22 protein-coding genes and 1 pseudogene are annotated in these 22,556 nt (G+C 71.4%); 12 read left to right on the top strand and 11 right to left on the bottom strand.

Going from position 1 to position 22,556, the window contains the following annotated elements; genetic code table 11:
* Window positions 1-93 precede the first annotated feature (93 nt).
* The gene (locus ABD401_RS08815) at window positions 94-1,053 is read left to right on the top strand and encodes a TIGR03560 family F420-dependent LLM class oxidoreductase (RefSeq protein ID WP_344603717.1); all 960 of its coding nucleotides are present in this window, start codon (window positions 94-96) and stop codon (window positions 1,051-1,053) included.
* A gap of 80 nt (window positions 1,054-1,133) precedes the next feature.
* On the opposite strand, the gene ABD401_RS08810 is transcribed toward ABD401_RS08815, so the two are convergent.
* Window positions 1,134-1,286 (bottom strand): hypothetical protein, encoded by a 153-nt coding sequence (locus ABD401_RS08810; RefSeq protein WP_344603771.1) that lies wholly within the window; start codon window positions 1,284-1,286, stop codon window positions 1,134-1,136.
* On the opposite strand from ABD401_RS08810, the pseudogene ABD401_RS08805 reads away from it, so the two are divergent.
* Window positions 1,219-1,712 (top strand): annotated as a pseudogene (locus tag ABD401_RS08805) (DUF2243 domain-containing protein). The gene ABD401_RS08810 and the pseudogene ABD401_RS08805 sit on opposite strands and share 68 nt — an antisense overlap.
* A gap of 37 nt (window positions 1,713-1,749) precedes the next feature.
* Here ABD401_RS08805 and ABD401_RS08800 read toward each other — a convergent pair.
* Together ABD401_RS08800 and ABD401_RS08795 are read right to left on the bottom strand one after the other, a co-directional pair.
* Window positions 1,750-2,607 carry a hypothetical protein gene (locus tag ABD401_RS08800; RefSeq protein ID WP_344603716.1) on the bottom strand — a complete coding sequence of 286 codons (858 nt, stop codon included), beginning with the start codon at window positions 2,605-2,607 and terminating at the stop codon, window positions 1,750-1,752.
* The gene (locus ABD401_RS08795) at window positions 2,604-3,128 is read right to left on the bottom strand and encodes a SigE family RNA polymerase sigma factor (protein ID WP_344603714.1); all 525 of its coding nucleotides are present in this window, start codon (window positions 3,126-3,128) and stop codon (window positions 2,604-2,606) included. The genes ABD401_RS08800 and ABD401_RS08795 overlap by 4 nt, the downstream gene beginning before the upstream one ends.
* 258 nt (window positions 3,129-3,386) lie before the next feature.
* On the opposite strand from ABD401_RS08795, the gene ABD401_RS08790 reads away from it, so the two are divergent.
* Window positions 3,387-4,880 carry an aldehyde dehydrogenase gene (locus tag ABD401_RS08790; RefSeq protein ID WP_344603712.1) on the top strand — a complete coding sequence of 498 codons (1,494 nt, stop codon included), beginning with the start codon at window positions 3,387-3,389 and terminating at the stop codon, window positions 4,878-4,880.
* A gap of 66 nt (window positions 4,881-4,946) precedes the next feature.
* On the opposite strand, the gene ABD401_RS08785 is transcribed toward ABD401_RS08790, so the two are convergent.
* On the bottom strand, window positions 4,947-5,915 hold the full coding sequence (locus tag ABD401_RS08785; RefSeq protein WP_344603710.1) for an LLM class F420-dependent oxidoreductase: 969 nt from the start codon (window positions 5,913-5,915) through the stop codon (window positions 4,947-4,949).
* A 36-nt stretch (window positions 5,916-5,951) separates the two neighbouring features.
* Entirely contained in the window at window positions 5,952-6,467 is a 516-nt protein-coding gene (locus tag ABD401_RS08780; RefSeq protein WP_344603707.1) for a MarR family winged helix-turn-helix transcriptional regulator, read from the bottom strand.
* A gap of 67 nt (window positions 6,468-6,534) precedes the next feature.
* Between ABD401_RS08780 and ABD401_RS08775 the strand changes: the two genes are divergently transcribed.
* The 8 genes from ABD401_RS08775 to ABD401_RS08740 all read left to right on the top strand — a co-directional run bounded on the left by ABD401_RS08775 (window position 6,535) and on the right by ABD401_RS08740 (window position 14,931).
* Window positions 6,535-7,155 (top strand): FMN-dependent NADH-azoreductase, encoded by a 621-nt coding sequence (locus ABD401_RS08775; RefSeq protein WP_344603705.1) that lies wholly within the window; start codon window positions 6,535-6,537, stop codon window positions 7,153-7,155.
* Between the two features lie 122 nt (window positions 7,156-7,277).
* Window positions 7,278-7,970, top strand: a complete 693-nt coding sequence (locus tag ABD401_RS08770; protein ID WP_344603703.1) for an ABC transporter ATP-binding protein — start codon at window positions 7,278-7,280, stop codon at window positions 7,968-7,970.
* Window positions 7,967-9,241 carry a hypothetical protein gene (locus tag ABD401_RS08765; RefSeq protein WP_344603701.1) on the top strand — a complete coding sequence of 425 codons (1,275 nt, stop codon included), beginning with the start codon at window positions 7,967-7,969 and terminating at the stop codon, window positions 9,239-9,241. The genes ABD401_RS08770 and ABD401_RS08765 overlap by 4 nt, the downstream gene beginning before the upstream one ends.
* Window positions 9,238-9,546, top strand: a complete 309-nt coding sequence (locus tag ABD401_RS08760; RefSeq protein ID WP_344603699.1) for a hypothetical protein — start codon at window positions 9,238-9,240, stop codon at window positions 9,544-9,546. The genes ABD401_RS08765 and ABD401_RS08760 overlap by 4 nt, the downstream gene beginning before the upstream one ends.
* Before the next feature lie 25 nt (window positions 9,547-9,571).
* Window positions 9,572-10,054, top strand: a complete 483-nt coding sequence (locus ABD401_RS08755; protein ID WP_344603697.1) for a hypothetical protein — start codon at window positions 9,572-9,574, stop codon at window positions 10,052-10,054.
* Window positions 10,051-11,970, top strand: coding sequence for a branched-chain amino acid ABC transporter permease (locus tag ABD401_RS08750; RefSeq protein WP_344603695.1), 1,920 nt, complete (start codon window positions 10,051-10,053; stop codon window positions 11,968-11,970). The genes ABD401_RS08755 and ABD401_RS08750 overlap by 4 nt, the downstream gene beginning before the upstream one ends.
* The gene (locus ABD401_RS08745; RefSeq protein WP_344603693.1) at window positions 11,967-13,463 is read left to right on the top strand and encodes an ABC transporter substrate-binding protein; all 1,497 of its coding nucleotides are present in this window, start codon (window positions 11,967-11,969) and stop codon (window positions 13,461-13,463) included. Before ABD401_RS08750 ends, ABD401_RS08745 begins: the two co-directional genes overlap by 4 nt.
* The gene (locus ABD401_RS08740) at window positions 13,450-14,931 is read left to right on the top strand and encodes an ABC transporter substrate-binding protein (protein ID WP_344603691.1); all 1,482 of its coding nucleotides are present in this window, start codon (window positions 13,450-13,452) and stop codon (window positions 14,929-14,931) included. The genes ABD401_RS08745 and ABD401_RS08740 overlap by 14 nt, the downstream gene beginning before the upstream one ends.
* A 129-nt stretch (window positions 14,932-15,060) precedes the next feature.
* On the opposite strand, the gene ABD401_RS08735 is transcribed toward ABD401_RS08740, so the two are convergent.
* From ABD401_RS08735 to ABD401_RS08715, 5 genes are read right to left on the bottom strand one after another with little or no spacing between them, the layout of a single operon-like run.
* Window positions 15,061-16,122, bottom strand: coding sequence for a TIGR03857 family LLM class F420-dependent oxidoreductase (locus ABD401_RS08735; protein ID WP_344603689.1), 1,062 nt, complete (start codon window positions 16,120-16,122; stop codon window positions 15,061-15,063).
* A complete protein-coding gene (locus ABD401_RS08730; RefSeq protein WP_344603687.1) occupies window positions 16,119-17,204 on the bottom strand; it encodes a phosphotransferase in 1,086 nt (361 codons plus the stop codon). The genes ABD401_RS08735 and ABD401_RS08730 overlap by 4 nt, the downstream gene beginning before the upstream one ends.
* On the bottom strand, window positions 17,201-18,172 hold the full coding sequence (locus tag ABD401_RS08725; protein ID WP_344603685.1) for an alpha/beta hydrolase: 972 nt from the start codon (window positions 18,170-18,172) through the stop codon (window positions 17,201-17,203). The genes ABD401_RS08730 and ABD401_RS08725 overlap by 4 nt, the downstream gene beginning before the upstream one ends.
* Window positions 18,169-18,819, bottom strand: coding sequence for a TetR/AcrR family transcriptional regulator (locus ABD401_RS08720; protein WP_344603683.1), 651 nt, complete (start codon window positions 18,817-18,819; stop codon window positions 18,169-18,171). Before ABD401_RS08720 ends, ABD401_RS08725 begins: the two co-directional genes overlap by 4 nt.
* Window positions 18,812-20,185 carry a flavin-containing monooxygenase gene (locus ABD401_RS08715; RefSeq protein WP_344603681.1) on the bottom strand — a complete coding sequence of 458 codons (1,374 nt, stop codon included), beginning with the start codon at window positions 20,183-20,185 and terminating at the stop codon, window positions 18,812-18,814. The genes ABD401_RS08720 and ABD401_RS08715 overlap by 8 nt, the downstream gene beginning before the upstream one ends.
* A gap of 152 nt (window positions 20,186-20,337) precedes the next feature.
* Here ABD401_RS08715 and ABD401_RS08710 point away from each other — a divergent pair, with 152 nt between their 5' ends.
* Window positions 20,338-21,870 carry a class I adenylate-forming enzyme family protein gene (locus ABD401_RS08710; protein WP_344603679.1) on the top strand — a complete coding sequence of 511 codons (1,533 nt, stop codon included), beginning with the start codon at window positions 20,338-20,340 and terminating at the stop codon, window positions 21,868-21,870.
* Between the two features lie 3 nt (window positions 21,871-21,873).
* On the opposite strand, the gene ABD401_RS08705 is transcribed toward ABD401_RS08710, so the two are convergent.
* Window positions 21,874-22,503 (bottom strand): TetR/AcrR family transcriptional regulator, encoded by a 630-nt coding sequence (locus ABD401_RS08705; protein ID WP_344603677.1) that lies wholly within the window; start codon window positions 22,501-22,503, stop codon window positions 21,874-21,876.
* Window positions 22,504-22,556: the final 53 nt, after the last annotated feature.

Genomic DNA, 22,556 nt, shown 5'->3' with positions numbered 1-22,556 from the left:
GCCGTCGACAAAAGTGGGGATTGACAAAAAGGGTCCTCGGCGCACGGCCAGGCCGTGCCGACTGGGGCGCCGGCGACGGGGAAGGATGAGGGCATGACTGCGATGAAGTTCGGGGTGTTCATCCCGCAGGGCTGGAAGATGGAACTGAAATCCATCGAGGACCCGGCCGCCAAGTGGGCCAAGTCGGTCGAGATCGCTCAGCTCGCCGAGGAACTCGGCTACGACTCCCTCTGGGTCTACGACCACTTCCACAACGTGCCGAAGCCGGCGCAGGAAGCCATGTTCGAGTGCTGGACGACGATGGCCGCGATCTCGCAGCGGACGTCGCGGATCATGCTCGGCCAGATGGTCGGCTGCAACCCGTACCGGAACCCGGCGCTGCTCGCGAAGATCACGTCGAACATCGACGTGATGTCCGGCGGCCGCCTGATCTGGGGCATCGGCGCGGGCTGGTACCGCAACGAGTTCGCCGGGTACGGCTACGAGTTCGCCTCCAACCGCGACCGTCTCCGCGCCATGCGCGAGTGCATCGAGATCGTGACCGGGATGTGGAAGGAACCGTCGTTCTCCTACGACGGCGCGTACTACCAACTCGACCGCGCCGAGTGCGACCCCAAGCCGCTCCAGGCCCGGCCGCAGGTCCTCGTCGGCGGGGGCGGCGAGAAGGTGACGCTCCGGATCGTCGCCCGCCTCGCCGACGCCTCCAACTGGGGCGGCAAGCCCCACGAGTGGGCCGCGAAGGCCGAGATCCTGAAGAACCACTGTCGCGACGTCGGCCGCGACTACGACGAGATCGAGAAGACCTGGTCCCCGGAGATCCACGTCCGCGAGACCGAGGCCGAGATCGTCGACGGCGGCTCCCGCAGCACCTGGGGCGAGGAGTTCGACTCCTGGCGCGAGGGCAACCTCGTCGGCACCCCCGACCAGGTCGCGGAGAAGATCGCCGCCTACCGGGACCTCGGGTGCACCGGCTTCTACCCGTGGTGCTCCGACTACCCCGACACCACGACGATGCGGCTGTTCGCCGAGAAGGTGATCCCGCAATTCCGCTGAGTCCCCAGCCAGCGACAGGGTTGAAAGAACTGAGGCGACTTCCAGGCCGGAAGTCGCCTCACCCGTTTCAACCTTGTCGCTCACTGGAGCGGGATCGACCAGGATGGGGGCTCCTGGCGGTCCTCGACCTGATTGGTGGAGAACCGGTCGGGTAGCGGCAGGGCCGTGCGCAGTCCCGACGACGCCCCGATCGCGCCCGGCCTCCTGTTCGGCATCGGGCTGGGCGGCTTCATCGACGGGATCGTCCTGCACCAGTTGCTCCAGTGGCACCACATGGTCAGCCACGTCGACGACTACCCGACGACGACGCTCGCGGGCCTGGAGGCGAACACCCTCGCGGACGGAATGTTCCACCTCGCGACCTGGGTCTGCGTCCTGGTCGCCTCGGTCCTCACGCTCCGGGGCTGGCAGCAGCGCCGGCTCGCGCCGAGCTGGCGATTTCACATCGGGTTGCTGCTCGCCGGCTGGGGACTGTTCAACCTGGTCGAGGGCCTGGTCGATCACCAGATCCTCGGCGTCCATCATGTCCGCGACGACCTCGGCGCCCGCCGAGCTGGGATCTCGGCTTTCTCGCTTTCGGGGCGCTGCTCGTCGCCGCGGGGACCGCGATCCACCGCAGCGGCTCGGCCCACCTCCACGCCGCGACGGCGCCCGACTGACTCTGCGTCAGTCGGGCGCCGTCGGGTGGTTCGGCGGTCAGGTGGTGCTGCAGTCCCAGACGTCGCCGGTGACCGTGCAGTGGTCCCCGTCGAAGCCCTGGGCCTCGACGCCGGGGTTCGCGGCCGCCGCGCCGAGGCGGTCGACCATCGAGTCCAGCCACGTCTTGACGGCGGCGCGGGAAGCCGCGGTGTTCTCGTCGGCAAGCGTCGAGGCGGTGAGGTCGGCCCAGGTCAGCAGACCGTTCGGCTGGAGGAAGTACACCCGGACGGACTCGCCGGCGGTGTCCTGCGGGTGCGCCGCGGTCGGTGCCCAGCGGGAGAAGCTGACCTGGATCTCGCGGCCGTCGGGGAGAGAGCGGGTGATGCAGCCGTCGATCGTCGCGCCCTTCTCCACCATCGGTTTGCACATGGCGGCCAGGCCGGCCTCGTTGCTCACGCTCGTGTTCAACGAGACGACGCCGGCGTACCCGCCCGGCAGGCCGGCCGCGGACTTCGTCCCCGGCAGCACGCGGCCGTGCGCTTGGTCCTCGGCGATCGCGAAGTCCTTGCCCATCGCCTTCTGCAGGATCGCGGCGTTGGTCGCGTCGGCGTCCGGGGCGAACTCGGACGTCGACACCGGCGCCGGCTTGACCGCGGGCGCGGGCTTGGCCGCAGGGGCGGAAGCGCCGTCACCCGCGGCGGTCACGAGTTGGGGCCCGGAGTTGCTGGGGGTCAGCTGCATCCCGGCCACGACGACGGCGGCGAGGGAGAGCGCCGCCCCGCTGACGCGGAGGGCGCTGCGGCGGCTGTGGGCCTTGCGGCCGGCGGCGAGCACCACGTCCGGGGTGTGACGGGACGGCGGGGTCGCGGTGCCGGCGGTGCGGAGCCGCTCGATGAGGTCGTAGTCGTTGTTCACCGGATCTCCTCGGTGTGGGAGGCGCCGACCGCCATCGGGGTCAGACGGGCGCGGAGGCTGGTGAGCCCGCGGGCGGCGTGGCTCTTGACGGTGCCGGAGGGAAGGCCGAGGACGTGCGCGACGGTGTCGACGTCGAGGTCCTCGATGTAGCGGAGCACCACCACCGCGCGCTGCGCGCGGGGGAGTGCGGACAGCGCCTCGACGACCTGGTCGTCCAGCGCGGACGGCGTCGGGACCGCGACGTCGGGCAGGACGTCGGTCGCGGTCTCACGGCGCCACGGCCGACGGCTCTCGTCGATCGCGGCGTTGACGACGGTTCGCCGTGCGTACGACCAGGGGTCCGAGTCCCGGTCGACGCGGTCCCAGCTCAGGTACAGCTTGACCAGGGACGCCTGGACGGTGTCCTCCGCCAGGTGCCAGTTGCCGCACACCAGGTAGGCGACGCGACAGAGCCTGGGTGAAGCGTCACGGACGAAAGCGACGAACTCGTCGTCCCGCGTGACTCCGCGCCGAATGCGCATTCCGTTCCCCCTCCGACGCCCTCCATACGGACGGCGCGCCCTGCCAGGTTGCAGGGTCGGCGGGAATTTCGCGCGGTTCTCGCCGGATCGCCGGCGCGCGTCGTGCTGAGAGCCCGCTCTGGAGTCCGCGACATCCTCCCGCGGCGATATCTAACGTGTTTAGATGACGCCGAAGCCGCTGACGCGCGTGTCAACACCGGGGTAGATTCCGGGCAGGTCGCGCGGGCGCGCACCGGAACACCGAACGAGAGGACCGCAATGAGCCTGACCGACGACGTCCAGGTACCGCTGAAGGGCACTGACCGCTTCTTCATCAACGGCGAGTGGGTCACCCCCAGCTCCGACTCGGCGTTCCAGGTGATCGACTCCACCACCGAGCGGGCCGTCTTCAGCGTCGCGGAGGCGCAGGCCGCCGACATGGAAGCCGCGATGGAGGCCGCGCGGCAGGCGTTCGACAAGGGCCCGTGGCCGCGGATGTCGCACTCCGAGCGCGCCGGCTACATGAACGCCCTCGCCGACAAGCTCGCCGAGAAGGCGCAGATCTACGCCGACCTGTGGCCGCGTGAGTCCGGCGTCCTGCACTCGATCTCGCAGTTCATGGCGATGTCCATCCCGGACCTGTTCCGCTACTACGCGAGCCTCGCCGACACCTACCCGTTCGAGGAGAACGTCCAGCCGACGCCGAACCCGCTCTTCCCGCCGAGCTACGCGCTGCTCGTGCGCGAGCCCGTCGGTGTCGTCGCGGCGATCGTCCCGTGGAACGGTCCGCTCGACCTGGCCGCCATCAAGCTGGCCCCGGCCTTCATCGCCGGCTGCACCGCGATCCTCAAGATGTCGCCCGAGGCCCCCGCGGCCGGCTACCTGCTCGCCGAGGCGGCGGAGGAGGCCGGCCTGCCGCCGGGCGTCCTCAATGTCGTCACCGCGGACCGCCAGGTCTCGGAGATGCTCGTCCGCGACCCGCGCGTCGACAAGATCGCCTTCACCGGGTCGACGGCCGCCGGCCGCCGCATCGCGTCGATCGCCGGTGAGCGCATCGCCCGCGTGACCCTCGAGCTCGGCGGCAAGTCGGCTGCCATCGTCCTCGACGACGCCGACATCGCGCAGGCCGCCCAGACCCTCGCCGGGGCCGAGTGCCTGCTCACCGGCCAGGTCTGCGCCTCGCTGACCCGCATCGTCGTCCCGCGCTCGAAGCACGACGAGTTCGCCGAGGCTCTCGCCGCCGCGTTCTCCGCCGTCACCGTCGGCGACCCGTTCGACCCGGCGACCCACATGGGCCCGCTGACCTCGGCCAGCCTGCGCGACCGCGTCGAGGGCTACATCGCCAAGGGTGTCGAGGAGGGCGCGCGCCTGGTCACCGGTGGTGGCCGGCCGAAGCACCTCGAGCGTGGCTACTACGTCGAGCCGACGGTCTTCGCGGACGTCAACAACAAGCAGACGATCGCGCAGGAGGAGATCTTCGGCCCGGTCCTGTCGGTCATCCCCGCGGACAGCGAGGAGGAGGCGATCGACATCGCCAACGACACGATCTACGGCCTCAACGCCGCGGTCTTCACCCCGGACGCCGCGCGCGCCCGGGCGGTGGCGGCCCGCCTGCGCTCCGGCACGGTCGGCCACAACAACATGAAGCTCGACATGGGCATCGCCTTCGGCGGCTTCAAGCAGTCCGGCATCGGCCGCGAGGGTGGCACCGAGGGGCTGCGGTCCTACCTCGAGACCAAGACGATCCTGCTGGACGAGAACCCGTACGCCTGACCTTCCGTCAGCTTCTTGCGTCCGGCCAACTGTGGGCTATAGGCCCCAGTCGGCCGGACGCAACAGTTAAGCGAGCGCGCGGCGCAGCTCGGGGAGCAGCTCGTCGCGGGCCCACGGGAAGTAGGCCTCCTGCGCCTCGCCGCCGATCTGGATCAGCGCCAGGTGCGTGAACCCGGCGTCGGCCCACGCGCGGCACGCCTTGACGACGGCGCCGACGTCGTCGCCGCACGGCATCGCGGCCGCGACGTCCTCGGGCCGGACGAACTGAGACGCCGCGTCGAACGCCGCCGGGCCGGGCAGCTCGGCGTTGACCTTCCAGCCCGCGCCGAACCAGCGGAACTGCTCGTGGGCCCGGCGCACCGCCGCATCCGCGTCGGTGTCGTAGCTCAGCGGCTGCTGGCCGTAGCGCGGCTTGCCCGCCCCACCGGCGGCGTCGAACGCCTGGCCGAGCTCGTCGTTCGGCTCGACGGCGATCAGCAGGTCCCCGTACTTCCCGGCCAGTTCGCACGACTGCGGTCCGGACGCCGCGATGCCGATCCGCGGCGGGGTGTCGGGGACGTCGAAGAGCTTTGCGGACTCGACGTCGAAGTGCTTGCCCCGGTGGTTGACGTACTCGCCGGTGAACAGCGCCGAGATGATCTCGACGGCCTCGGTGAGCATCTCGTGCCGGACGTCGACCGGCGGCCACCCGCCCCCGACGACGTGTTCGTTGAGGTTCTCGCCCGCCCCGAGGTCGAGGGTGAAGCGTCCGTCCGAGAGCAGCGCCGTCGTCGCGGCGAGCTGCGCCACCACCGCCGGGTGGTAGCGCCGGATCGGACAGGTCACGTAGGTCATCAGCGGCAGGCGCTCGGTCGCCTGGGCGACGGCACCGAGCACCGACCACGCGTTCGGGGAATGCCCCTGCTCGGAGAGCCAGGGGAAGTAGTGGTCCGAGATCACCGCGAAGTCGAACCCGGCCTCCTCGGCGGCCACCGCGTCCCGGACCAGCTGCTGCGGTCCGGCCTGCTCGCACATCAGCGTGTACCCGATCTCCATGTCTCGGGACTGCCCGCGGGCCGGAGGGAAAAACAGCTACTCGGTGCAGGCGCTCCCGGTACCGGGGGAGTCGAGCGCCGCCTCGGTGCACAGCTCCGCGACGGCGGCCTCGGCACAGGACGGCGTGCCCGCGGCACGGGTCAGCAACCCGTGCAGGGTGGCCCGCTCCTCGACGGTGAGCCCGGCGAGCAGGCTTTCCTCGACGGTGCGGAGCCGGCGCTGGAGGCGCCGCAGCTCGCGGACGCCGGTGGGGGAGAGCTCGACGATGTGGCGGCGCCGGTCGGCGGGGTCGCGCCGGCGGACCACGAAGTCCCGGTCCTCGAGCTCGTTGAGCAGCCCGACGACGTTGCTGGGGTCGAGATGCAGGGTCTCGGCCAAAGTCTGCTGACCGACCGGGCCGTGCTCGGCGAGCAGCGTGAGCGCGACCAGGTGCCGCGGCCGGAGCTCGCTCGGGGCCATCGCGGCCTCGGCGGCGCGGCGTCCGACGCGTGCGAGGTGGTCGAGCAGGGGAAGCACCCGCAGCTCGTCGGTCACCACCTTCGGCGTCGCCATGAGCCCAGCGTACGGCGTCGAGCAACTATCGATGACGCGACAATCATGTGTGTGCTACAAACTATCTATGGCTCACCTCCTACACCTCGACTCGTCCCTCCGTTCCGAGGGCTCACGCAGCCGCCGCCTCTCCGCGCACTACGCCAAGCTCTGGTCGGCAGCACACCCCGACGGCACGGTCACCTACCGCGACCTGGCCGTCGATCCGATCCCGCACCTCGACGAGGCCGGCTTCACCGCGGCCTTCACTCCCGAGGCGGACCGCACTCCCGAGCAGAACGACTCGTTCAAGGTCAGCACCGAGCTGATCGACGAGCTGGTCGCGGCCGACACCGTCGTCGTCGGGCTGCCGCTCTACAACTTCAGCGTCCCCAGCACCTTCAAGGCGTGGTTCGACCGGATCGTCTCCGAGCGGACACTGGGCCGGCTGACGGAGACCAAGCTCGTCGTCGTCACCGCCCGCGGTGGCGGCTACGGCCCCGGCACCCCGCGCGAGGGGTGGGACCACCGCGAGCCGTGGCTCCGGCATGCGGTCAGCAACCTCGGCATCACCGACGTCACCTTCGTCGACGCCGAGCTCACCCTGGCCCGCGAATCGCCGCAGATGATCCCGCTCGACCTCGGTGCCGCCGAGGATCAGAGTTTCGCCGCCGCGCTCGCCGCGATCGAGGAATTGCTGGCCGCCTGACCTCACGGCCCGTCACGGGCCGTCATGCTGCCGCGCCGACCCGATTTTTTAGAACCAACTTTCAATCTTGAACGTCGACTCCAAGTGGTCTACGTTCACGATGTCGGAAGGAGGTTCGCCTCGTGTTGCTGCTCGACGGGATTTCCGCGGGCTACGGCGGCGTGACGGTTCTGCGGGGTGTGACCCTCGCGGTCCCGCCGTCGTCGGTGGTCGCGCTGCTCGGTCCGAACGGTGCCGGCAAGACGACGCTGTTGCGCGTGGCGTCCGGTCTGCTCCGGCCGACCGGTGGCCGGATGCTCCTGAACGGTGAGGACGTGACGCGTCGCCCGCCGCAGGACCTGGTCGCCCGGGGCGTGTGCCACGTGCCCGAGGGTCGGGGCGTCTTCCCGACGATGACGGTGCGGGACAACGTCCTGCTCCAGGCCCGTCCCGGCCAGGAGGCCGACGCCCTCGAGCGGGCCGTCGCCGCGTTCCCGCGCCTCGGGCAGCGGATGAACCAGGTCGCCGGCACGATGTCCGGCGGCGAGCAGCAGATGCTCGCGCTCGCCCGCGCCTACGTGCAGTCCCCGTCGGTGGTCCTGCTCGACGAGGTCTCGATGGGCCTGGCCCCGAAGATCGTCGACGAGATCTTCGAGTTTCTTCGCATGCTCGCCGGTCAGGGGGCGTCGCTGCTGCTCGTCGAGCAGTACGTCACCCGCGCGCTCGAAGCGGCCGACTACGTCTACCTCCTCGATCGAGGGGCCGTCAGTTTCGCCGGTGAGCCGGGCGAACTCGACTCCGCCGCCATCTTCGCCAGCTACCTGGGGGCGCAGTGACCACCCGGCTGCGCCGCGTCGGCGCCGTCGCGGTGGCCGGCGGCCTGTTGTGCACGGGGGCGGTGCTCGCCGGCGCCGGCGACTCCCGCGCCGAGACGACCTTCGACGCCACCGCCGCCGCCTACGGCGTGTGGGTCACCGCGTCCAACCCGAACTTCCCGCTCGGGGTCGTGCCGGAGGGCTCGGGCCCCACCGCCCAGGCCCGGCTGTCCGCGCTGCCGCGCTCGTCCGCGCTCGCGAGCTTCCCCTACCCGGGGGACGGCCTCGTCGGCCTCCCCGGTCTGATCGGGGCGCTCGCGCCCGGCTTCCCGCCGCTGCCGGACTACCCGCTCTACGCGAACAGCGAGCTCGGCGACGAGCCGCGCTCGGTCACCGCACCCGGCGTCGAGCTGGCCGCCGAGAGTTCGGACCGCATGGCCGCCGGGCGCGCGCAGTCGCTCAGCGCCGCCAGCGGCTACGTCGCGACGGCGCGCGTCGAACGCCTCAGCGACGGGGGCGTGACCGCGATCGCCGAGGCGCGGCAGTCGGCTCTCGCACTCGCCGGCCTCGCGACCTTCGACGGGATCCGCAGTCTCGCCAAGGTGAGCTCGAGTTCCGACGCGAAGCTGACGCGCAGTTCGCTGCTGGAGATCGACTCGCTGCGCCTGCCGGGCGTGAAGTTCGCCGCCCCCGACGGCTCGACCTACGTCGGCCCGGAGTTCGCCTTCCGGGACGGGCAGTTCCACCTGCTCCCACCCGCGGGCGCAGGTCAGGCGACCCCGATCCCGACCGACGTGTTCTTCGACGGGCTCAAGGCCGCCGGCATCGAGGGCAGCTACCAGGCCGCCCGCGAGACCGACACCGGGATCATCGCGCCCGTCCTGTCGTTCACCGCGATGATGCCGGCCCCGCCGGACAACCCGCTCTTCGGTGGCGAGACGAAGCTGACGCTCGACATCGGGCACGCCTTCGCCACGATCGCGGCGCAGGTCATCCCTGAGGGTGCGGCGGCCGTCGCGCCGGTGGGCACGGACGCCGCCGTCACGCCGGCCGACACCACCCCGGCCGGGATCGACGCGGCGGGCGTGCCGGGCGCGCTGCCCTCCACCGGCGTCCTGCCGGCGGCGGCGCCCGGGACGGTCCCGACCTCCCTGGTCGCGGGCAGCGGTGTCATCCCCGACTTCGACGACCTCCGCCGCGGCGGGGTCGGCGACATCTATCTCGTGCTGGCGGGCGCCTGCCTCGTCGGCGTCCTGGTCACCGGTCTCGTCCGGCGAGGAGTACGCGCATGAACACTGCTGTGCAGCAGGCCCCCACCAAGCAGGATCTGCCGACGCTGCTCAAGGCGCAGTGGGACCGGGCCATCGCGGTGGCCTGCATCGTCGGCGCGGTGATCGTGCTCGTCGTCGGCTACATCGGGATCAGTGACACCCCCTACGTGGCCGAGCAGCTGCCGTACTTCATCTCGGCCGGCGCCGGCGGCGTCGTGCTGTGCGCGGTCGCCGGGATGATGTGGGTCTCCGCCGACCTCCGTGACGAGTGGCGCGAGCTGCGCGCCCTGCGCGAGCAGCTGGCCGCGTCCGACGCCGAGGCCTGATCCCGTCGCGATGACGAGTACTCAGGTGACGACGCCTGCCGTGCGGACCCGGGCCAAGCCTCGGTCCGCCCGTGCCGCGCGGCCGATGCCGGACGCGCTGTGGACGCGGGCGGACCTCACCGCGACCGCGGTGCTGCTGGCCGTCGGCGTCCTGCTGGTCGCGCTCGCGTGGTTCGGCGCGAGCGACACCACTGACTGGGACAGCCAGATGTCCTGGACCGCGCTGGCGATGATCGGCGTGGTCGTGGCCTGCGCCGGTGTCGGGGTGTGGCTCTACCGCGGGTTCGCGCGGGTGCGCATCGAGGCGCGCGCGGTGCGGCGTCAGGTCGGGGCGCGCATCGCGGCGCGCACCGCACCCACCGGGGGAGAGAACATCTCCACCGACCGGGGTCGCGTCACCGTCGCCGGGATGGCGCACCACCACCGCGCCGACTGCCTGCTGGTGCGCGGCAAGACGGTCGTCGCCGCGGACGAGGCCCTCCTTCAGCCGTGCGGGGTCTGCGCGTGAACGACTACCTGCCCTTCCTCGTCATCGGCGTCACCGTCGGATCCATCTACGGCGTCGCCGCGATGGGCCTCGTGCTCACCTACAAGACCTCGGGTGTGCTCAACGTCGGCCACGGTGCGGTCGCCGCCTCGGCCGCGGTGTGCTTCCACCAGTTGCGCCAGGAGCACGGCGTGCCCTGGCCGGTGGCGGCCGCGGTCGCGATCCTCGGGTTCGGCGTCGTCGCCGGTCTGCTGATGGAGCAGCTCGCCCGCTCGCTGGCTCATGTGCCGACCAGTCAGAAACTTGTCGCGACCGTCGGTCTCGTCGTCGCGATCCCGGCGCTGGTCGCTTTGCTCTACGGTCCGTCCGCCAAGCGCTTCGAGCCGTTGCTGGAGCAGGAGACGGCGTTCACGATCTCGGGCGTCAACGTCACGACCGAGAACGTCGTGGTCGTCGTGTTCGGTCTGCTCTCGGCCGTCGCGCTCTACGCGTTCTTCAACCGCTCCCGGCTCGGGCGCGCGATGCGCGGCGTCGTCGACGACCCCGACCTGCTCGGGCTCAGCGGCGTCGGTCCCGCGCGGGTCCGGCGGATGGCGTGGCTGATCGGCTGCTCGTTCGCCGCGGTGTCCGGCATCCTGCTCGCCAGCGCGCAGCAGCAGCTCGACGTCACGTTCCTCTCGCTGCTCGTCGTGCAGGCCTTCGGCGCCGCCGCGATCGGCGCGTTCACCAACCTGCCGCTGGCGTACGCCGGTGGGCTCGCGATCGGCGTGCTGCAGGCGGTGCTGTCCAAGGAGGCCAGCCAGCACTCCTGGATGCAGGGCCTCGACGTCAACACCCCGTTCCTCGTGCTGTTCGTCGTGCTGCTGGTACTGCCGCGCCGCAAGCTCGTCGAACTCGGCCGCCCGGTGCGCGGCGCCGGCCGCTCCCGCACCGCGCCGCCGTGGCGGCAGGTCACCGGCTGGTCGGTCGTCGCCGTCGCGGCGCTGCTCGCGCCGACGTACTGGGGCGTGCACCAGTCGTCCTACACGGTCGCGGCGACGCAGGTGCTGCTGTTCCTCTCCCTCGTGCTGCTGGTGCGGGTCTCCGGCCAGATCTCCCTGTGTCAGGTCGGTTTCGCCGCGATCGGCGGCGCGATGGTGGGTCAGTTGCTCGACAAGGACCTCCCGTGGGGCCTGGCCGTCCTCGGGGCGGCGCTGATCGCCGTGCCCGTCGGCGCGGTCATCGCGATCCCCGCCATCCGACTGTCCGGGCTCTACCTCGGCCTCGCGACGCTCGGCTTCGGCATCCTGCTCGCGCAGTACGCGTACACGAAGGACTGGTTCTTCGGGACGCAGGGCCAGGCCACGCGACGGCCCGACGGCCTCGCCGGGGACACGGCCTACTACTACGTCGTCCTCGCGTTCGGCGTCGCCGCGATCCTGGCCGTCGCCGCGCTCGAGCGCTCCCGGCTCGGCCGACTGCTGCGCTCGATGGCCGACAGCCCGATCGCGCTGGCGACGCTCGGCACGAGCGTCAACGTCACCCGCACGCTGGTGTTCTGCCTCTCGGCCGCGCTCGCCGCGCTCTCCGGGGCGCTCGGGGCGTGCGTGTTCGGGTCGGTCAGCGCCGACTCCTACCACTACCTGACTTCGCTGCTGATTCTCGCGGTGCTCTCGCTCGCCGGCCGGGGCACGCTCTCGGCCGCGGTGATCGCCCCGATCATCAGCATTCTCCCGCTCGTCTACATCGACGGCGAGACCCCCGCCCAGTGGCTGCAGCTGATCTTCGGCGTCGCCGCCATCCTCTCCGCGGTCGACCTGCCCACCCGGATCTCGAAGCTGATCGCCCGCGGCGCGGTCGACTCCGAGTACCGGCTCGGCCGCGGCGGACCCATCTCGGGCCGGACGTCGGAGCCCACCCCGACCCGGCCGCTCGTGACCACGAGGAGTGTCCCGTGATCCGCATCAGTTCCTCGCACCGCCGTCTGCTGAGGACGGCGGCCGTCACCGCCGCCGTCGCGCTCGTGCTCACCGGCTGCGGTTCCCGCCTGGACCGCGCGTCGGTCGTCGCCGCGGAGAGCGGCGAACTCGCCCAGCGGCTGGCCGAGGCGCAGGCGAACAACGCCGCGGCCGCACCCGCGACGACGGACGCCGACCCGGGTGCCGGGGTCGGCGCGGTCGCGCCCGGCCAGACCGTCGACGCCCCGGTCGCGGCGGGGACGAGCACCGGGGGAACGGTCGCCACCCCGACGCCGGCCGCGTCCGCCACGGGTGGCGGTGGCAAGGCGAACACCAACGGCGCGAGTACCGGCAAGACACCCGTCGCGGCCGGGTGTGCGAAGCAGGGCCCGCCCGTGGTGATCGGTCAGGTCGGCGCGTTCAGCGGTCTGGTCGGCGCGAACACCCAGGGCGCGGTGAACACCCTCCCCGTGTGGGTGCGTGACGTGAACGCCCGCGGCGGCATCGGATGCCACCCCGTGACGCTGTTTCAGAAGGACACCGCCTCGGACCCGGCGAAGGCCGAGGCGGCGGTCAAGGAGATGGTCAACGTCCGCGGCGCGGTCGCCCTGGTGGCGAGCTACGCGCCGCTCGACATCGTCGGGTTCCGCAAGGGCGTCGAGTCGGCGAAGATCGTCTCGATCGGTGGCGACCAGGTGACGCCGGACTGGCACATGTCGCCGTACCTGTACCCGGTCGGGGGGATCGAGCGGGCGCAGTTCGCCGGGTCCGCGAAAGCGCTGCAGGCCAAGGGTGTCGACAAGCTCGCGATCTTCTACTGCGTCGAGTCCACGGCGTGCACGGCGTTCAAGGACACCCTCGACAAGGAGGGGTACGCCAAGAAGTTCGGGATGGACATCGTCTACCAGACGCAGGTGTCCCTGACGCAGAACGACTTCACCTCGGCCTGCCAGTCGGCGAAGAACGCCGGCGCGAAGGCGGTCGTGTTCGCCGGTGACGCCGGGGGCGTCCAGCGCACGGCCCGGTCCTGCGCGACCGTCGGCCTGAGCGTCCCGATCGTCATCGCGGCGACGCAGGCGACGTTCGACCCGAACGACAAGAACCTGCAGAAGGCGACGGTGTCGATGGCGTCGGCCATCTTCCCGTTCACCCAACAGGACAACGAGGCGCAGAAGGCCTTCCGCACCGCGATGGCGCGGTACAACCCGACGGCCGACATCAACCACGCCGCTGCTCTGACGTGGTCCAGCGCCAAGATGCTGGAGCGCGCGATCGAACTGCTCGGCCCGTCGGTGCACGAGGTCCCGCTCACACGCGACCACATCATGCAGGGCCTCGGCAAGATCAAGAAGGAGACCCTCGGTGGGCTCATCCCGGCGACCTCCTACACGTACAACCAGAAGCAGGCCGCCGAGAACCTGTGCTACGCCGCCATGGCCTTCGACCACCGCGGCTTCCACGCACCCCAGGGATCGAAATTTGACTGCATCTGAGTTCCGTCGGGCTCTCCGTGCCGCCGCCGTCGTCGGTGCGGCAGCGCTCGTCCTGAGCGCCTGCGGTGCGCGGACCGATCACGCTGCCGTGGTCGCCGCCGAGAGTGGCGGCCTGGCCGAGCAGCTCGCGCAGACCCAGGCGAGTGCGGCCGCCGCCGCTCCGGCGTCGACCGATGACAGCAGCGGGGCCGTCGTCGCGGCGCCGGACGCCGCCGTCGACGTCCCCGTCGGCGGGACGGTGCCGGACGGGGGAGCGGTGGCGACCCCGACCCCGGCCGCGGGCACGAAGTCCGGCGCGACGAAGACCAATGCCGCCGGCGGCGCCAAGACCCCGGTGGCCGCCGGGTGTGCGAAGCAGGGGCCGCCGGTGGTCATCGGTCAGGTCGGCGCGTTCAGCGGTCTGGTCGGGGCGAACAACCAGGGCGCGGTGCAGACCCTCCCGGTGTGGGTGCGTGACGTGAACGCCCGCGGCGGCCTCGGCTGTCATCCGGTGACTCTGTTTCAGAAGGACACCGCCTCGGACCCCGCGAAGGCGGAGGCCGCGGTCAAGGAGATGGTCCAGTCCCGGAACGCGGTCGCACTGATCGCGAGCTACGCCCCGCTCGACATCGTCGGGTTCCGCAAGGGCGTCGAGTCGGCGAAGATCGTGTCCGTCGGCGGCGACCAGGTCACGCCGGACTGGCATCTCTCGCCGTACCTGTACCCGGTGGGCGGCATCGAGAAGGCGCAGTTCGCCGGGTCCGCCAAGGCGCTGCAGTCCAAGCGCGTGGACAAGCTCGCCGTCTTCTACTGCGTCGAGTCCACGGCCTGCACGGCGTTCAAGGACACCCTGGACCGCGACGGCTACGCCAAGAAGTTCGGGATGTCGATCGTCTACCAGACGCAGATCTCCCTGACCCAGAACGACTTCACCTCCGCCTGCCAGGCCGCGAAGAACGCCGGGGCGAAGGCGGTCGTGTTCGCCGGCGACGCCGGTGGTGTCCAGCGGACCGCCCGCTCGTGCGCGACCGTCGGGCTCGGCGTCCCCATCGTCATCACCGCGAGCCAGGCGACGTTCGACCCGAACGACAAGAACCTGCAGAAGGCGACGGTCTCGATGGCCACGCCGATCTTCCCGTTCACCTCGACCGACGACAACCAGGCGATCAAGGACTACCGGGCCGCGATGGCGCGCTACAACCCGACGGCGGAGTTCAACAACGCCAGCGCCCTCACGTGGTCGAGCGCGAAGATGCTCGAGCGCGCGGTCGAGCTCCTCGGCCCGTCGGCGCGCGACGTCCCGCTCACCCGCGACCTGATCCTGACCGGGCTCGGCAAGGTGAAGAAGGAGACTCTCGGCGGGCTCATTCCGGCCACCACCTACACCCTGAACCAGCCCCACGCCCAGGAGAACTTCTGCTTCGCCGCGATGGGCTTCGACAGCCGCGGCTTCTTCGCCCCCGCCGGCGCCCGCTTCGACTGCATCTGACGCGCCCGCTGTTCAGAAAGGGTGTCACCCCTTACTGCCCAGTAAGGGGTGACACCCTTTACTCCGCAGTAAGGGGTGTCACCCTTTCTGGCGCCGTAAAGGGTGTCACCCCTGGTGGGACAGGTGGGGTCAGGCCGACGGCAGTTGCCGGTAGGCGGCGACGACGGGGGTGAGCTCGGCGGGGGTCGCGCCGTGCAGGATGACGCCGTCGGCGCCGAGATCGAGCTGGCGGCGGACGGCGCGGGCGCAGTCTTCTCCGGTGCCGTAGGCGGCGGGCTCGACCCACTCCGGCGGGAGCAGCGTCGCGATGTGCTCGAGCTGGTCCGGGGTCCCCACCGCGTCGATCAGGTTGCGGCCGAAACCGGCGACGACGGGGTCGGCGCGGAAACGCTCGAGGATCGCCGGGTCCCAGCGGTTCGCGGCGACGAGGCCCTCGCCGTAGCCGGGGAGCTGGAGGTAGGTCGCCAACCGGGCGACGACCTTGAGCAGGTAGGTCTCCCGCGAGACCTCGCCCGGGACCGTTGCGAACACCGACCACACCTGAACCGCCGCGGGGTCGCGGCCGGCCTGCTCCGCTGCCTCGCGGACCGCGGCGACGCAGCGGGTCAGCGTCTCGTCGGTGAAGAACGTGTGCAGGACGACCTGGTCGAACGCGCGGCCGCCGAGGGCGCACGTCCTCGGGCCCCACGCCGTCAGGCCGAGCGGGATGTCCTCGTCGAACGAGGCGTCGAGGTGGAGGAACGCCCAGCGCCCGGCCGGTCCGTCGTGGTCGACGATCACCTCGCCCCGCCACAGGCGCCGCATCAGGCCGGCGAAGTCCTCCAACTGAGCGATCGTCACCTTGGGCAGGCCGAATTGATTAAAGAGCGCGGCGATGCCCCGGCCGAGGCCCAGCGTGAACCGCCCGCCCGAGAGCCGGTGCATCGTCGTGGCGTAGGACGCCGTGATCACCGGGTGCCGGGTGTTGTGGTTGGTCGCAGCCGTCGCCAGCGCGATGCGTTCGCTCGCCGCGGCCGCGGCCCCGGAGAGCGTTACCGCTTCCTTGAGGTTCCACCGCTCGGAGATGAACGCCGCGCCGAGGCCGATCGCTTCGGCCTCCCGCAGTTGGCCGAGCATGTCCCGCGGCGAGTTCGTGTGCCCGGCGAGGGTGTAGAAGCCGAGCTCGGGCAGGTCGGGCGGCACCTTGCTCATCCGGCGGCCAGCAGCGAGAGCGTGTCGACGTCGAGCATGTGCTGAGCGTGCCGCGACGCCATGGTGAGGAACAGGGCGTCGGCCTCGGGCGAGGGGGTCGTCCCCATGCCGGCAGTGATGGCGACGAGCAGACCAGCGATCGCGTGGGCGCGGTAGTCGTCCCAGCACTCGTCCCAGGAGTAGTCACGCACGCCGCCCGCGACGAGCGCCTCGTGGTAGCCGCGGATCAGCGACTCCTGGTGCTCGCGGCGCAGCTCGGTGGGCATCCCGGCACCGAGGAAGTAGCTGGCGTCGATCGTGCCGTCCGCCCAGGTGACGCTCTGCCAGTCGACGACGACGAGCGGCACGGCGCCCCCGGCTGCGTCGAACAGCAGGTTGTCGAGCCGGAAGTCGCTGTGCCACACGCACCGGGGCCGCATGCCCCGCTCGACCCACACCGCGGCCGGGCCGTTCGCGAGCCCGGCGACCGCCCGCTCGGTGGCGTCGTCCATCCGGCCGGCGAAGCGCTCCGCGAACGCCTCCGCCGTCGCCGGCGCCTTCGCGCTCAGGTGACGCCAGACGCCCGTGCCGGTGAGCAGCCACTCGGCCCGGGCGAGCTCGGCATCACCCCACGACGACGCGTGCAGGGCGGCCGCCTGGGCCAGGGCCGCGCGCGCCTCCTCGACCCCGCACCCGTCGAGCTGACCGCACTCCCGGGCGGGGGAGAGGTCCTCGAGGACGAGGACGAAGTCGGCACCGTCCTCGGACACGGTCGCCGCCCAGCACTGCGGCGTCCGGACCGCCAAGCGGGACGCCGCCTCGGTGTAGAAGGCCACCTCACGGGCGTAGCAGCCCAGGTTCTGCGCGAACGCACGACTGTTCGGATCGGCCGCGGGGAGCTTCACCACGACCCGGGCCGGGAAGCCCTCGCCGCCGCTGCCGTAGGTCGGCGTGACGGCGTAGGTGGCGCCGAGCTGACCCTGGCCGATCGCCTGGAGGTCAACCGCCGTGATCGACGGTGATCGCCCGTCGTGCGTGGTCAGGACGCTCGCCAGCCACTCAGGGGTCAGCGCGTCGGCGGTACCGATCAGGGGAGTGCTCACGAGACCTCTCCCAAATTGTTCTGACGGGGGTTCAGGTGACGGCGGAGGAAGGCGACCTGGTGCGCCGTCACCGCATCGTGGTGGGCGCAGCCCGGGTAGACGTCGAAGTGGTCGCCCGGGTAGTGCCGGACCTCCGACCGCGGAGCGCGCCGGGCCGCCGCGCGGATCGGTTCGACCGGCGAGATCGTGTCTCGGTCGGCGATCTGCACGAGGAGCGGGCAGCGGATTCGGGAAGCGAGCCGGCCAGGGCGGTAGCGCGCCAGCCCGAGCATCGAGCGGGCCGCCACCGAGTTGTTCCAGGTCGGCCCGGCGATGGCCTGGTACTGCGCGAACGCACCGGGAGCGGTGATGACAGCCGTCGCTCCCGGCTCACCGACGATCGGGATCGTGACCGGGCGCCGCCCGCGCTTGGCCGCGACCACGTCGCGCAGCGCCGGCGCCACGGATCCGAGGGCGTGGACGCCGTCGCGCCGCACGATGTTTCCCAGCGCGGCCGGCCCGTCGACCGCCGGCGTCACGGCGATCGCGGCCGCGAGGAGCGGCTCCTCGGCGGCAACGCGGAAGATATGACCGCCCGCGAGCGAGCAGCCCCACGCCACGAGACGCTCGGGGTCGGCGTCCGCCCGGGCCCGGACGGCCCGCAGCGCCGCCCGGAAGTCCGCGACCTGACTCTCGACGTCGACGACCCGCCGCGGGTCGCCGTCGCTGCGGCCCCACCCGCGGTAGTCGAAGGCGAGCACGCCGATCCCGGCGGCCGCGAACGTCCGCGCGAACGAGGAGAGACCGGAGTCGACGGTGGCGCCGAAGCCGTGCGCCATCACGACGTAGGGGACGCCGGCGGCAGTGCGGAGATTGTCGGTCTGCGCGCGGTGGTGCTCGGCGGCGCATTGCCCGGTGCCGGACGGGAACGTCAGCACCTCGACATCGGCCCGCGCAGCGGCAGCGACGCTGCGGTCGGTGGTGGTCATGTCCTGCCCCTCGAAGGAATCAGCCCGGCGGACCAGAGCGTGGTGAGCGCGGTCAGGGTGCGATCGATCTGTGCGGAGTTCGCGCCGCTGCGGCTCAGACGCTCGAACGCGCGCTCGTTGGCCCCGATCAGGGCGAGCACGATCTCATGCACCTCGGCCTCGGTCCGGCCCGCGCGCTTGGTCTCCCCGGCCAGGATCGCGGCGACGACGGGAACGGCGAAGCGGTCGTTCCACGCGTCCCACTGTTCGCGGACGCCGGCGTCGAGACCGCGCGCGTCGAGCATCGCGAGAATCAGCACCTGGTGCGACTGCCACGAACGCCACGTCCACTCCAGCACCGAGCGGACGACGTCGGCGGGCGCCCGGGAGGACCGCAGTTCGCCGAGCAGCGCGTCGGCCCCGGAGACGATGAGGTCGAAAACCTCGCCGAGGAGCGCCGACACCGCGGCGCCCTTGCTCGCGAAGTAGAAGTAGAAGCCCGACCGCCCGACGCCCGCCTTCGCGGCGATGTCGCTGACGCTGATGTCCTGCAGTGGCCGCTCCTGCAACAGTTCCTCGACGGCGGCGAGGATCGCCCGCCGCTTGTCGTCCGCGGCGGTGGGTCGCCGCCGCTCGGACGCCCGCGGCAGGCGGGTCACCTCACCCACGCGACGTCGCCGCCGTGCGGACGCGCCCGGCCAACGGCACCGGACCCTGCGCGGCCACCCGCGCCGCCCCCGCGGGCAGTTCCTTGGTCCGCGCGTCGTGCTCGTAGACGAAGTAGTCGAGCTGCTGGGTGTGCCGCGGCCGATCGGTGACGTGCCCGGTGAAGCGGGCGTTGTCGGCGTCGATCACCCGCTCCATCTCGGCGGGGTCCGGTGGCCGGTAGAACCCGGCGACGTAGGCGCCGAGGACCCGCGACTGGCACTCGACGAACGGAAACAACGTCGGCACCGCCTGTGCGAACCCGATAAGGACGAGGTCGTCGATCCCCGGGACGAACATCCGCTTGTACAGCCGGATCTTGTTGTCCGGCGCCGAGAGGAACTCGGGGTCGAGGAACGGGAACGTGATGTTGTAGCCGGTCGCGTAGATGATGACGTCGAACGTGGAGCGCGTTCCGTCGACGAACTCGACCTCTTCGCCGTCGAGTCGGCGCACGTCCGGCTTCGCGACGAGGTCACCGGACCCGAGCCGGAGCAGCAGGTCGTTCGACATTGTCGGGTGCGCTTCGAGGAAGTGATGGTTCGGCCGCGGCAGGCCGAAGCGTTCGGGACGGCCGGAGATCAGCAGCGGCGCCTTGCGCAGAACGAGGCGCTGCCACGACAGCGGGAGATACGGCTTCGTGCGGGCGAGCACGTCCGCGGGCCGGCCGAGGATGTAGCGCGGAATGATCCACGCGCCCGAGCGGGTCGAGAGCGTGACCTGGTTGTCGTAGCTCTTCTGCGATAGCTCGCTCGCGATGTCAGCCGCCGAGTTGCCGATGCCGACCACGAGGATTCGTTTGCCGTACAGGTCGAGCGGCGTGCGGGGGTCGATGTAGTGGTGTGAATGGATGGTCTCGCCGCCGAACTCGCCGGGGAAGTCGGGGTACCGCGGGTCCCAGTGGTGCCCGTTCGCGACGACGAGAACGTCGAATTGCGAGGTTTCGCCGTCCCCGGTCCGCAGCGACCACCCGCCGCCGTCGAGGCGCTGCGCGTGCTCGACCCGGGTGCGGAACCGGATCCGCGCCTTGAGGTCGAACGCCTCGGCGTAGGCCTCCAGGTAGTTCTTGATGTCCGAGTGGTGCGGGAAGTCCGGGTAGTCCGCCGGGATCGGGAAGTCGGCGAACGACAGCAGGCTCTTCGACGTGTCGATGTGCAGCGACCGGTAGGCGCTGGAGTGCCCGTTCGGGTTGCCGAAAGCCCAGTTGCCGCCGATCCGGTCGGACGACTCGAAACACGTGTAGTCGACGCCGTAGTCGCGCAGGATCTTGCCGGCGGTCAGGCCGCTGATCCCGGCGCCGATGACGGCCACGGTCGGGGTGGTGGGCACGAACGGGCTCCAGTTCCGGGGTATTCGCGGGGATTGCCCGACCGTAGGTGTGCGGTTGACAGGTGTCAACCATCTCGAACACTGGTCAACCAAAAATGTAGCGGTTACTATATTCAGTGGAACTGACGTCGCGTCACGGACGGTGGGGGCTCATGGAACGGATCGGCGACCTGTTGACCACGGCCGCGCAGGCGCGGCCCGACGCGGAGCTGTTCAGCTTCGGGGACGTCCGCGTCACGTACGCGGAGTTCGACGAGTGGGTCACCGCGGTGGCATCCGACCTCGTGTGTCGCGGTGTGCAGCGCGGGGACCGGGTGCTGGTCCAGCTGCCGAACTGCCTGGAGGCGCTCGTCCTGCAGGTCGCTGCGTTCCGGATCGGCGCCGTGAACACCCCGGTCATCCCGATCTACCGCGAGCACGAGATGCGCCAGATCCTCGGTGACGCCCGTCCTGCGGTCGTCGCGGCCGCCGCGGCGCTGGGGCCGCGCCGGCCGACCGAGGAACTCGACGGCATCCTCGCCGAGCTCGACCTGACACCCGCCGTCCGGTACGTCGTCGGCGGCGTCGTCGAGGGCTGGTCCGCCGTCCCGACCCGGGGGAGTGCGGTCGAGGCGGTCCCGCTGCCCGAACCGCAGGACGCCGAGGACACGACGCTGCTGCTCTACACCTCCGGCACCACCTCGGCCCCGAAGGGCGTGCGGCTCTCCAGTCGGGCGCTGCTGGCGCACCTGGAGAACTTCAAGGTCGCGCTGAGCGCGGACGAGAACACGGTGATCGTCTGCGGCACCCCGCTGTCCCACCTCGGCGGTTTCGTCGCCGGCGTCGTTTTCCCGGCGTACCTCGGTGCGCGGTCGGTCATCCTCGACGCTTGGCGGCCCGACGAGGCGGCTCAGATCATCGAGCGCGAGCGCGGGACGCTGATGATGGGCGCGACGGTGTTCCTCTCCGACCTCGTCCAGCGGTACGAGGCCGGCGCCGGGGCCGAGCACCGGCTGTCGGTCTACGCCTGCGCGGGTGCGACCATCCCGCCCGCGGTGATCGTTCGTGCCGAGTCCGTCGGCATCCAGGCGATGCGCGCCTACGGAATGACCGAGACCGCCGGTGTGTGTGCGATCGCCGGCCCGGAGCATGACGTCGAGCGCCGCTCGGAGTGGGACGGTCGGATCGTCCCGGGCATGGCGATCCAGGCCGTCGACGAGGCGCGCGAGCCGCTCCCGCCCGGCGAGGTGGGGGAGTTCCGCATCCGCGGGCCGCAGCTGCTGTCCGGTTACACCGACCCCGAACTGACGCGCAGCCAGATAGATGACGAGGGCTGGTTCTACCCCGGCGACGTCGGGATCGTCGACCAGCACGGCTGGGTCCGCGTGACGGGGCGGACGAAGGACATCATCAACCGCGGCGGCGAGAAGCTCTCGGCCCTCGACATCGAGGCCGCGGTCGCCGGCCACCCGGACGTCGCTGCCGTCGCGGTCACCGCGGTGCCCGACGACCGACTCGGTGAGGCGGTGGGCGCCTGGGTGGTGCTGCGCGAGGGAGCGACCTGGTCCGGTCCGGAGCCGATCCTCGCCCACCTGGAGACCACCCGGTTGGCGAAGCAGAAGTTCCCGACCGAGTGGCACGTCGTCCCTGCGCTCCCGCTGACCGCGACCGGCAAGGTCCGCAAGCAGGAGCTCCAGCGAACGTGAGGGTCAGTCCTCGGTCGGCAGGCCGAGCAGTGCGCGGGTCGAGCGGACGAGCCCGGCGAAGTCGCGGGCGTTGGGGAGCAGCAGGGCTTCGTTGTTCAACCCGGTCAGGACGGAGACGAGGGCGCGGCTGAGGTCGATGCGGGCGCGCGGGGTGGGGGCGAGCGAGTCGGGCGCGAGTGCGGCCAGGGAGTCGAAGAACTCGCGGTAGGTCCGCAGCAGCGGCCGCAGGCTGTCGCGAAGCTCGGGGCGGCGCGGGTACTCGAACTGGATCACCATGAACATGCGCGCGAGGGCGCGCTCGGTGTCCATCAGCGTGACCGCCGCCGACAGCAGCGCCTCGAGCGCCGGCCCGAACTCGGACTGCCCGGCGACGGCCTCCTGAAAGCGGGTGAGGACGGGGGCGTAGGTGTCCTCCGCCGCGGCGACGAACAGGCCGGCCTTGCCGTCGAAGTGGTGGTAGAGCGTCGGGGGGTTGACGCCGGCGGCTTTGACCAGGTCCTGGACCGTGGTGCTGCCGTAGCCCTGGGCTCCGAACACGTCACGAGCGGCGGCGATCAGGCGGGCCCGACCGTCGGGAGCGTCCGACCGCGGCGGCCGTCCCCGCCGGGCGACGACCGGTGCCGCCTTCGCCATCCGTGCCTCCTTGCGCCGGCATCAGGGTAGACGCCCGGCCGTGCTTGACGACC

Origin of the sequence: Sporichthya brevicatena (genome assembly GCF_039525035.1) — a bacterium.
Lineage (GTDB): Bacteria > Actinomycetota > Actinomycetes > Sporichthyales > Sporichthyaceae > Sporichthya > Sporichthya brevicatena.
Note: the sequence above shows the minus strand (reverse complement) of the source record. Positions and strands in the feature narration are given on the sequence as shown.

Excerpts from the sequence above, each read along its gene's own strand:
- ABD401_RS08710 (WP_344603679.1), top strand. The coding sequence starts at position 20,338 with ATGGAACGGATCGGCGACCTGTTGACCACGGCCGCGCAGGCGCGGCCC.
- ABD401_RS08705 (WP_344603677.1), bottom strand. The coding sequence starts at position 22,503 with ATGGCGAAGGCGGCACCGGTCGTCGCCCGGCGGGGACGGCCGCCGCGG.
- ABD401_RS08815 (WP_344603717.1), top strand. The coding sequence starts at position 94 with ATGACTGCGATGAAGTTCGGGGTGTTCATCCCGCAGGGCTGGAAGATG.
- ABD401_RS08775 (WP_344603705.1), top strand. The coding sequence starts at position 6,535 with ATGGCTCACCTCCTACACCTCGACTCGTCCCTCCGTTCCGAGGGCTCA.
- ABD401_RS08785 (WP_344603710.1), bottom strand. The coding sequence starts at position 5,915 with ATGGAGATCGGGTACACGCTGATGTGCGAGCAGGCCGGACCGCAGCAG.
- ABD401_RS08795 (WP_344603714.1), bottom strand. The coding sequence starts at position 3,128 with ATGCGCATTCGGCGCGGAGTCACGCGGGACGACGAGTTCGTCGCTTTC.
- ABD401_RS08780 (WP_344603707.1), bottom strand. The coding sequence starts at position 6,467 with ATGGCGACGCCGAAGGTGGTGACCGACGAGCTGCGGGTGCTTCCCCTG.
- ABD401_RS08725 (WP_344603685.1), bottom strand. The coding sequence starts at position 18,172 with ATGACCACCACCGACCGCAGCGTCGCTGCCGCTGCGCGGGCCGATGTC.
- ABD401_RS08760 (WP_344603699.1), top strand. The coding sequence starts at position 9,238 with ATGAACACTGCTGTGCAGCAGGCCCCCACCAAGCAGGATCTGCCGACG.
- ABD401_RS08810 (WP_344603771.1), bottom strand. The coding sequence starts at position 1,286 with ATGAAGCCGCCCAGCCCGATGCCGAACAGGAGGCCGGGCGCGATCGGG.
- ABD401_RS08735 (WP_344603689.1), bottom strand. The coding sequence starts at position 16,122 with ATGAGCAAGGTGCCGCCCGACCTGCCCGAGCTCGGCTTCTACACCCTC.
- ABD401_RS08790 (WP_344603712.1), top strand. The coding sequence starts at position 3,387 with ATGAGCCTGACCGACGACGTCCAGGTACCGCTGAAGGGCACTGACCGC.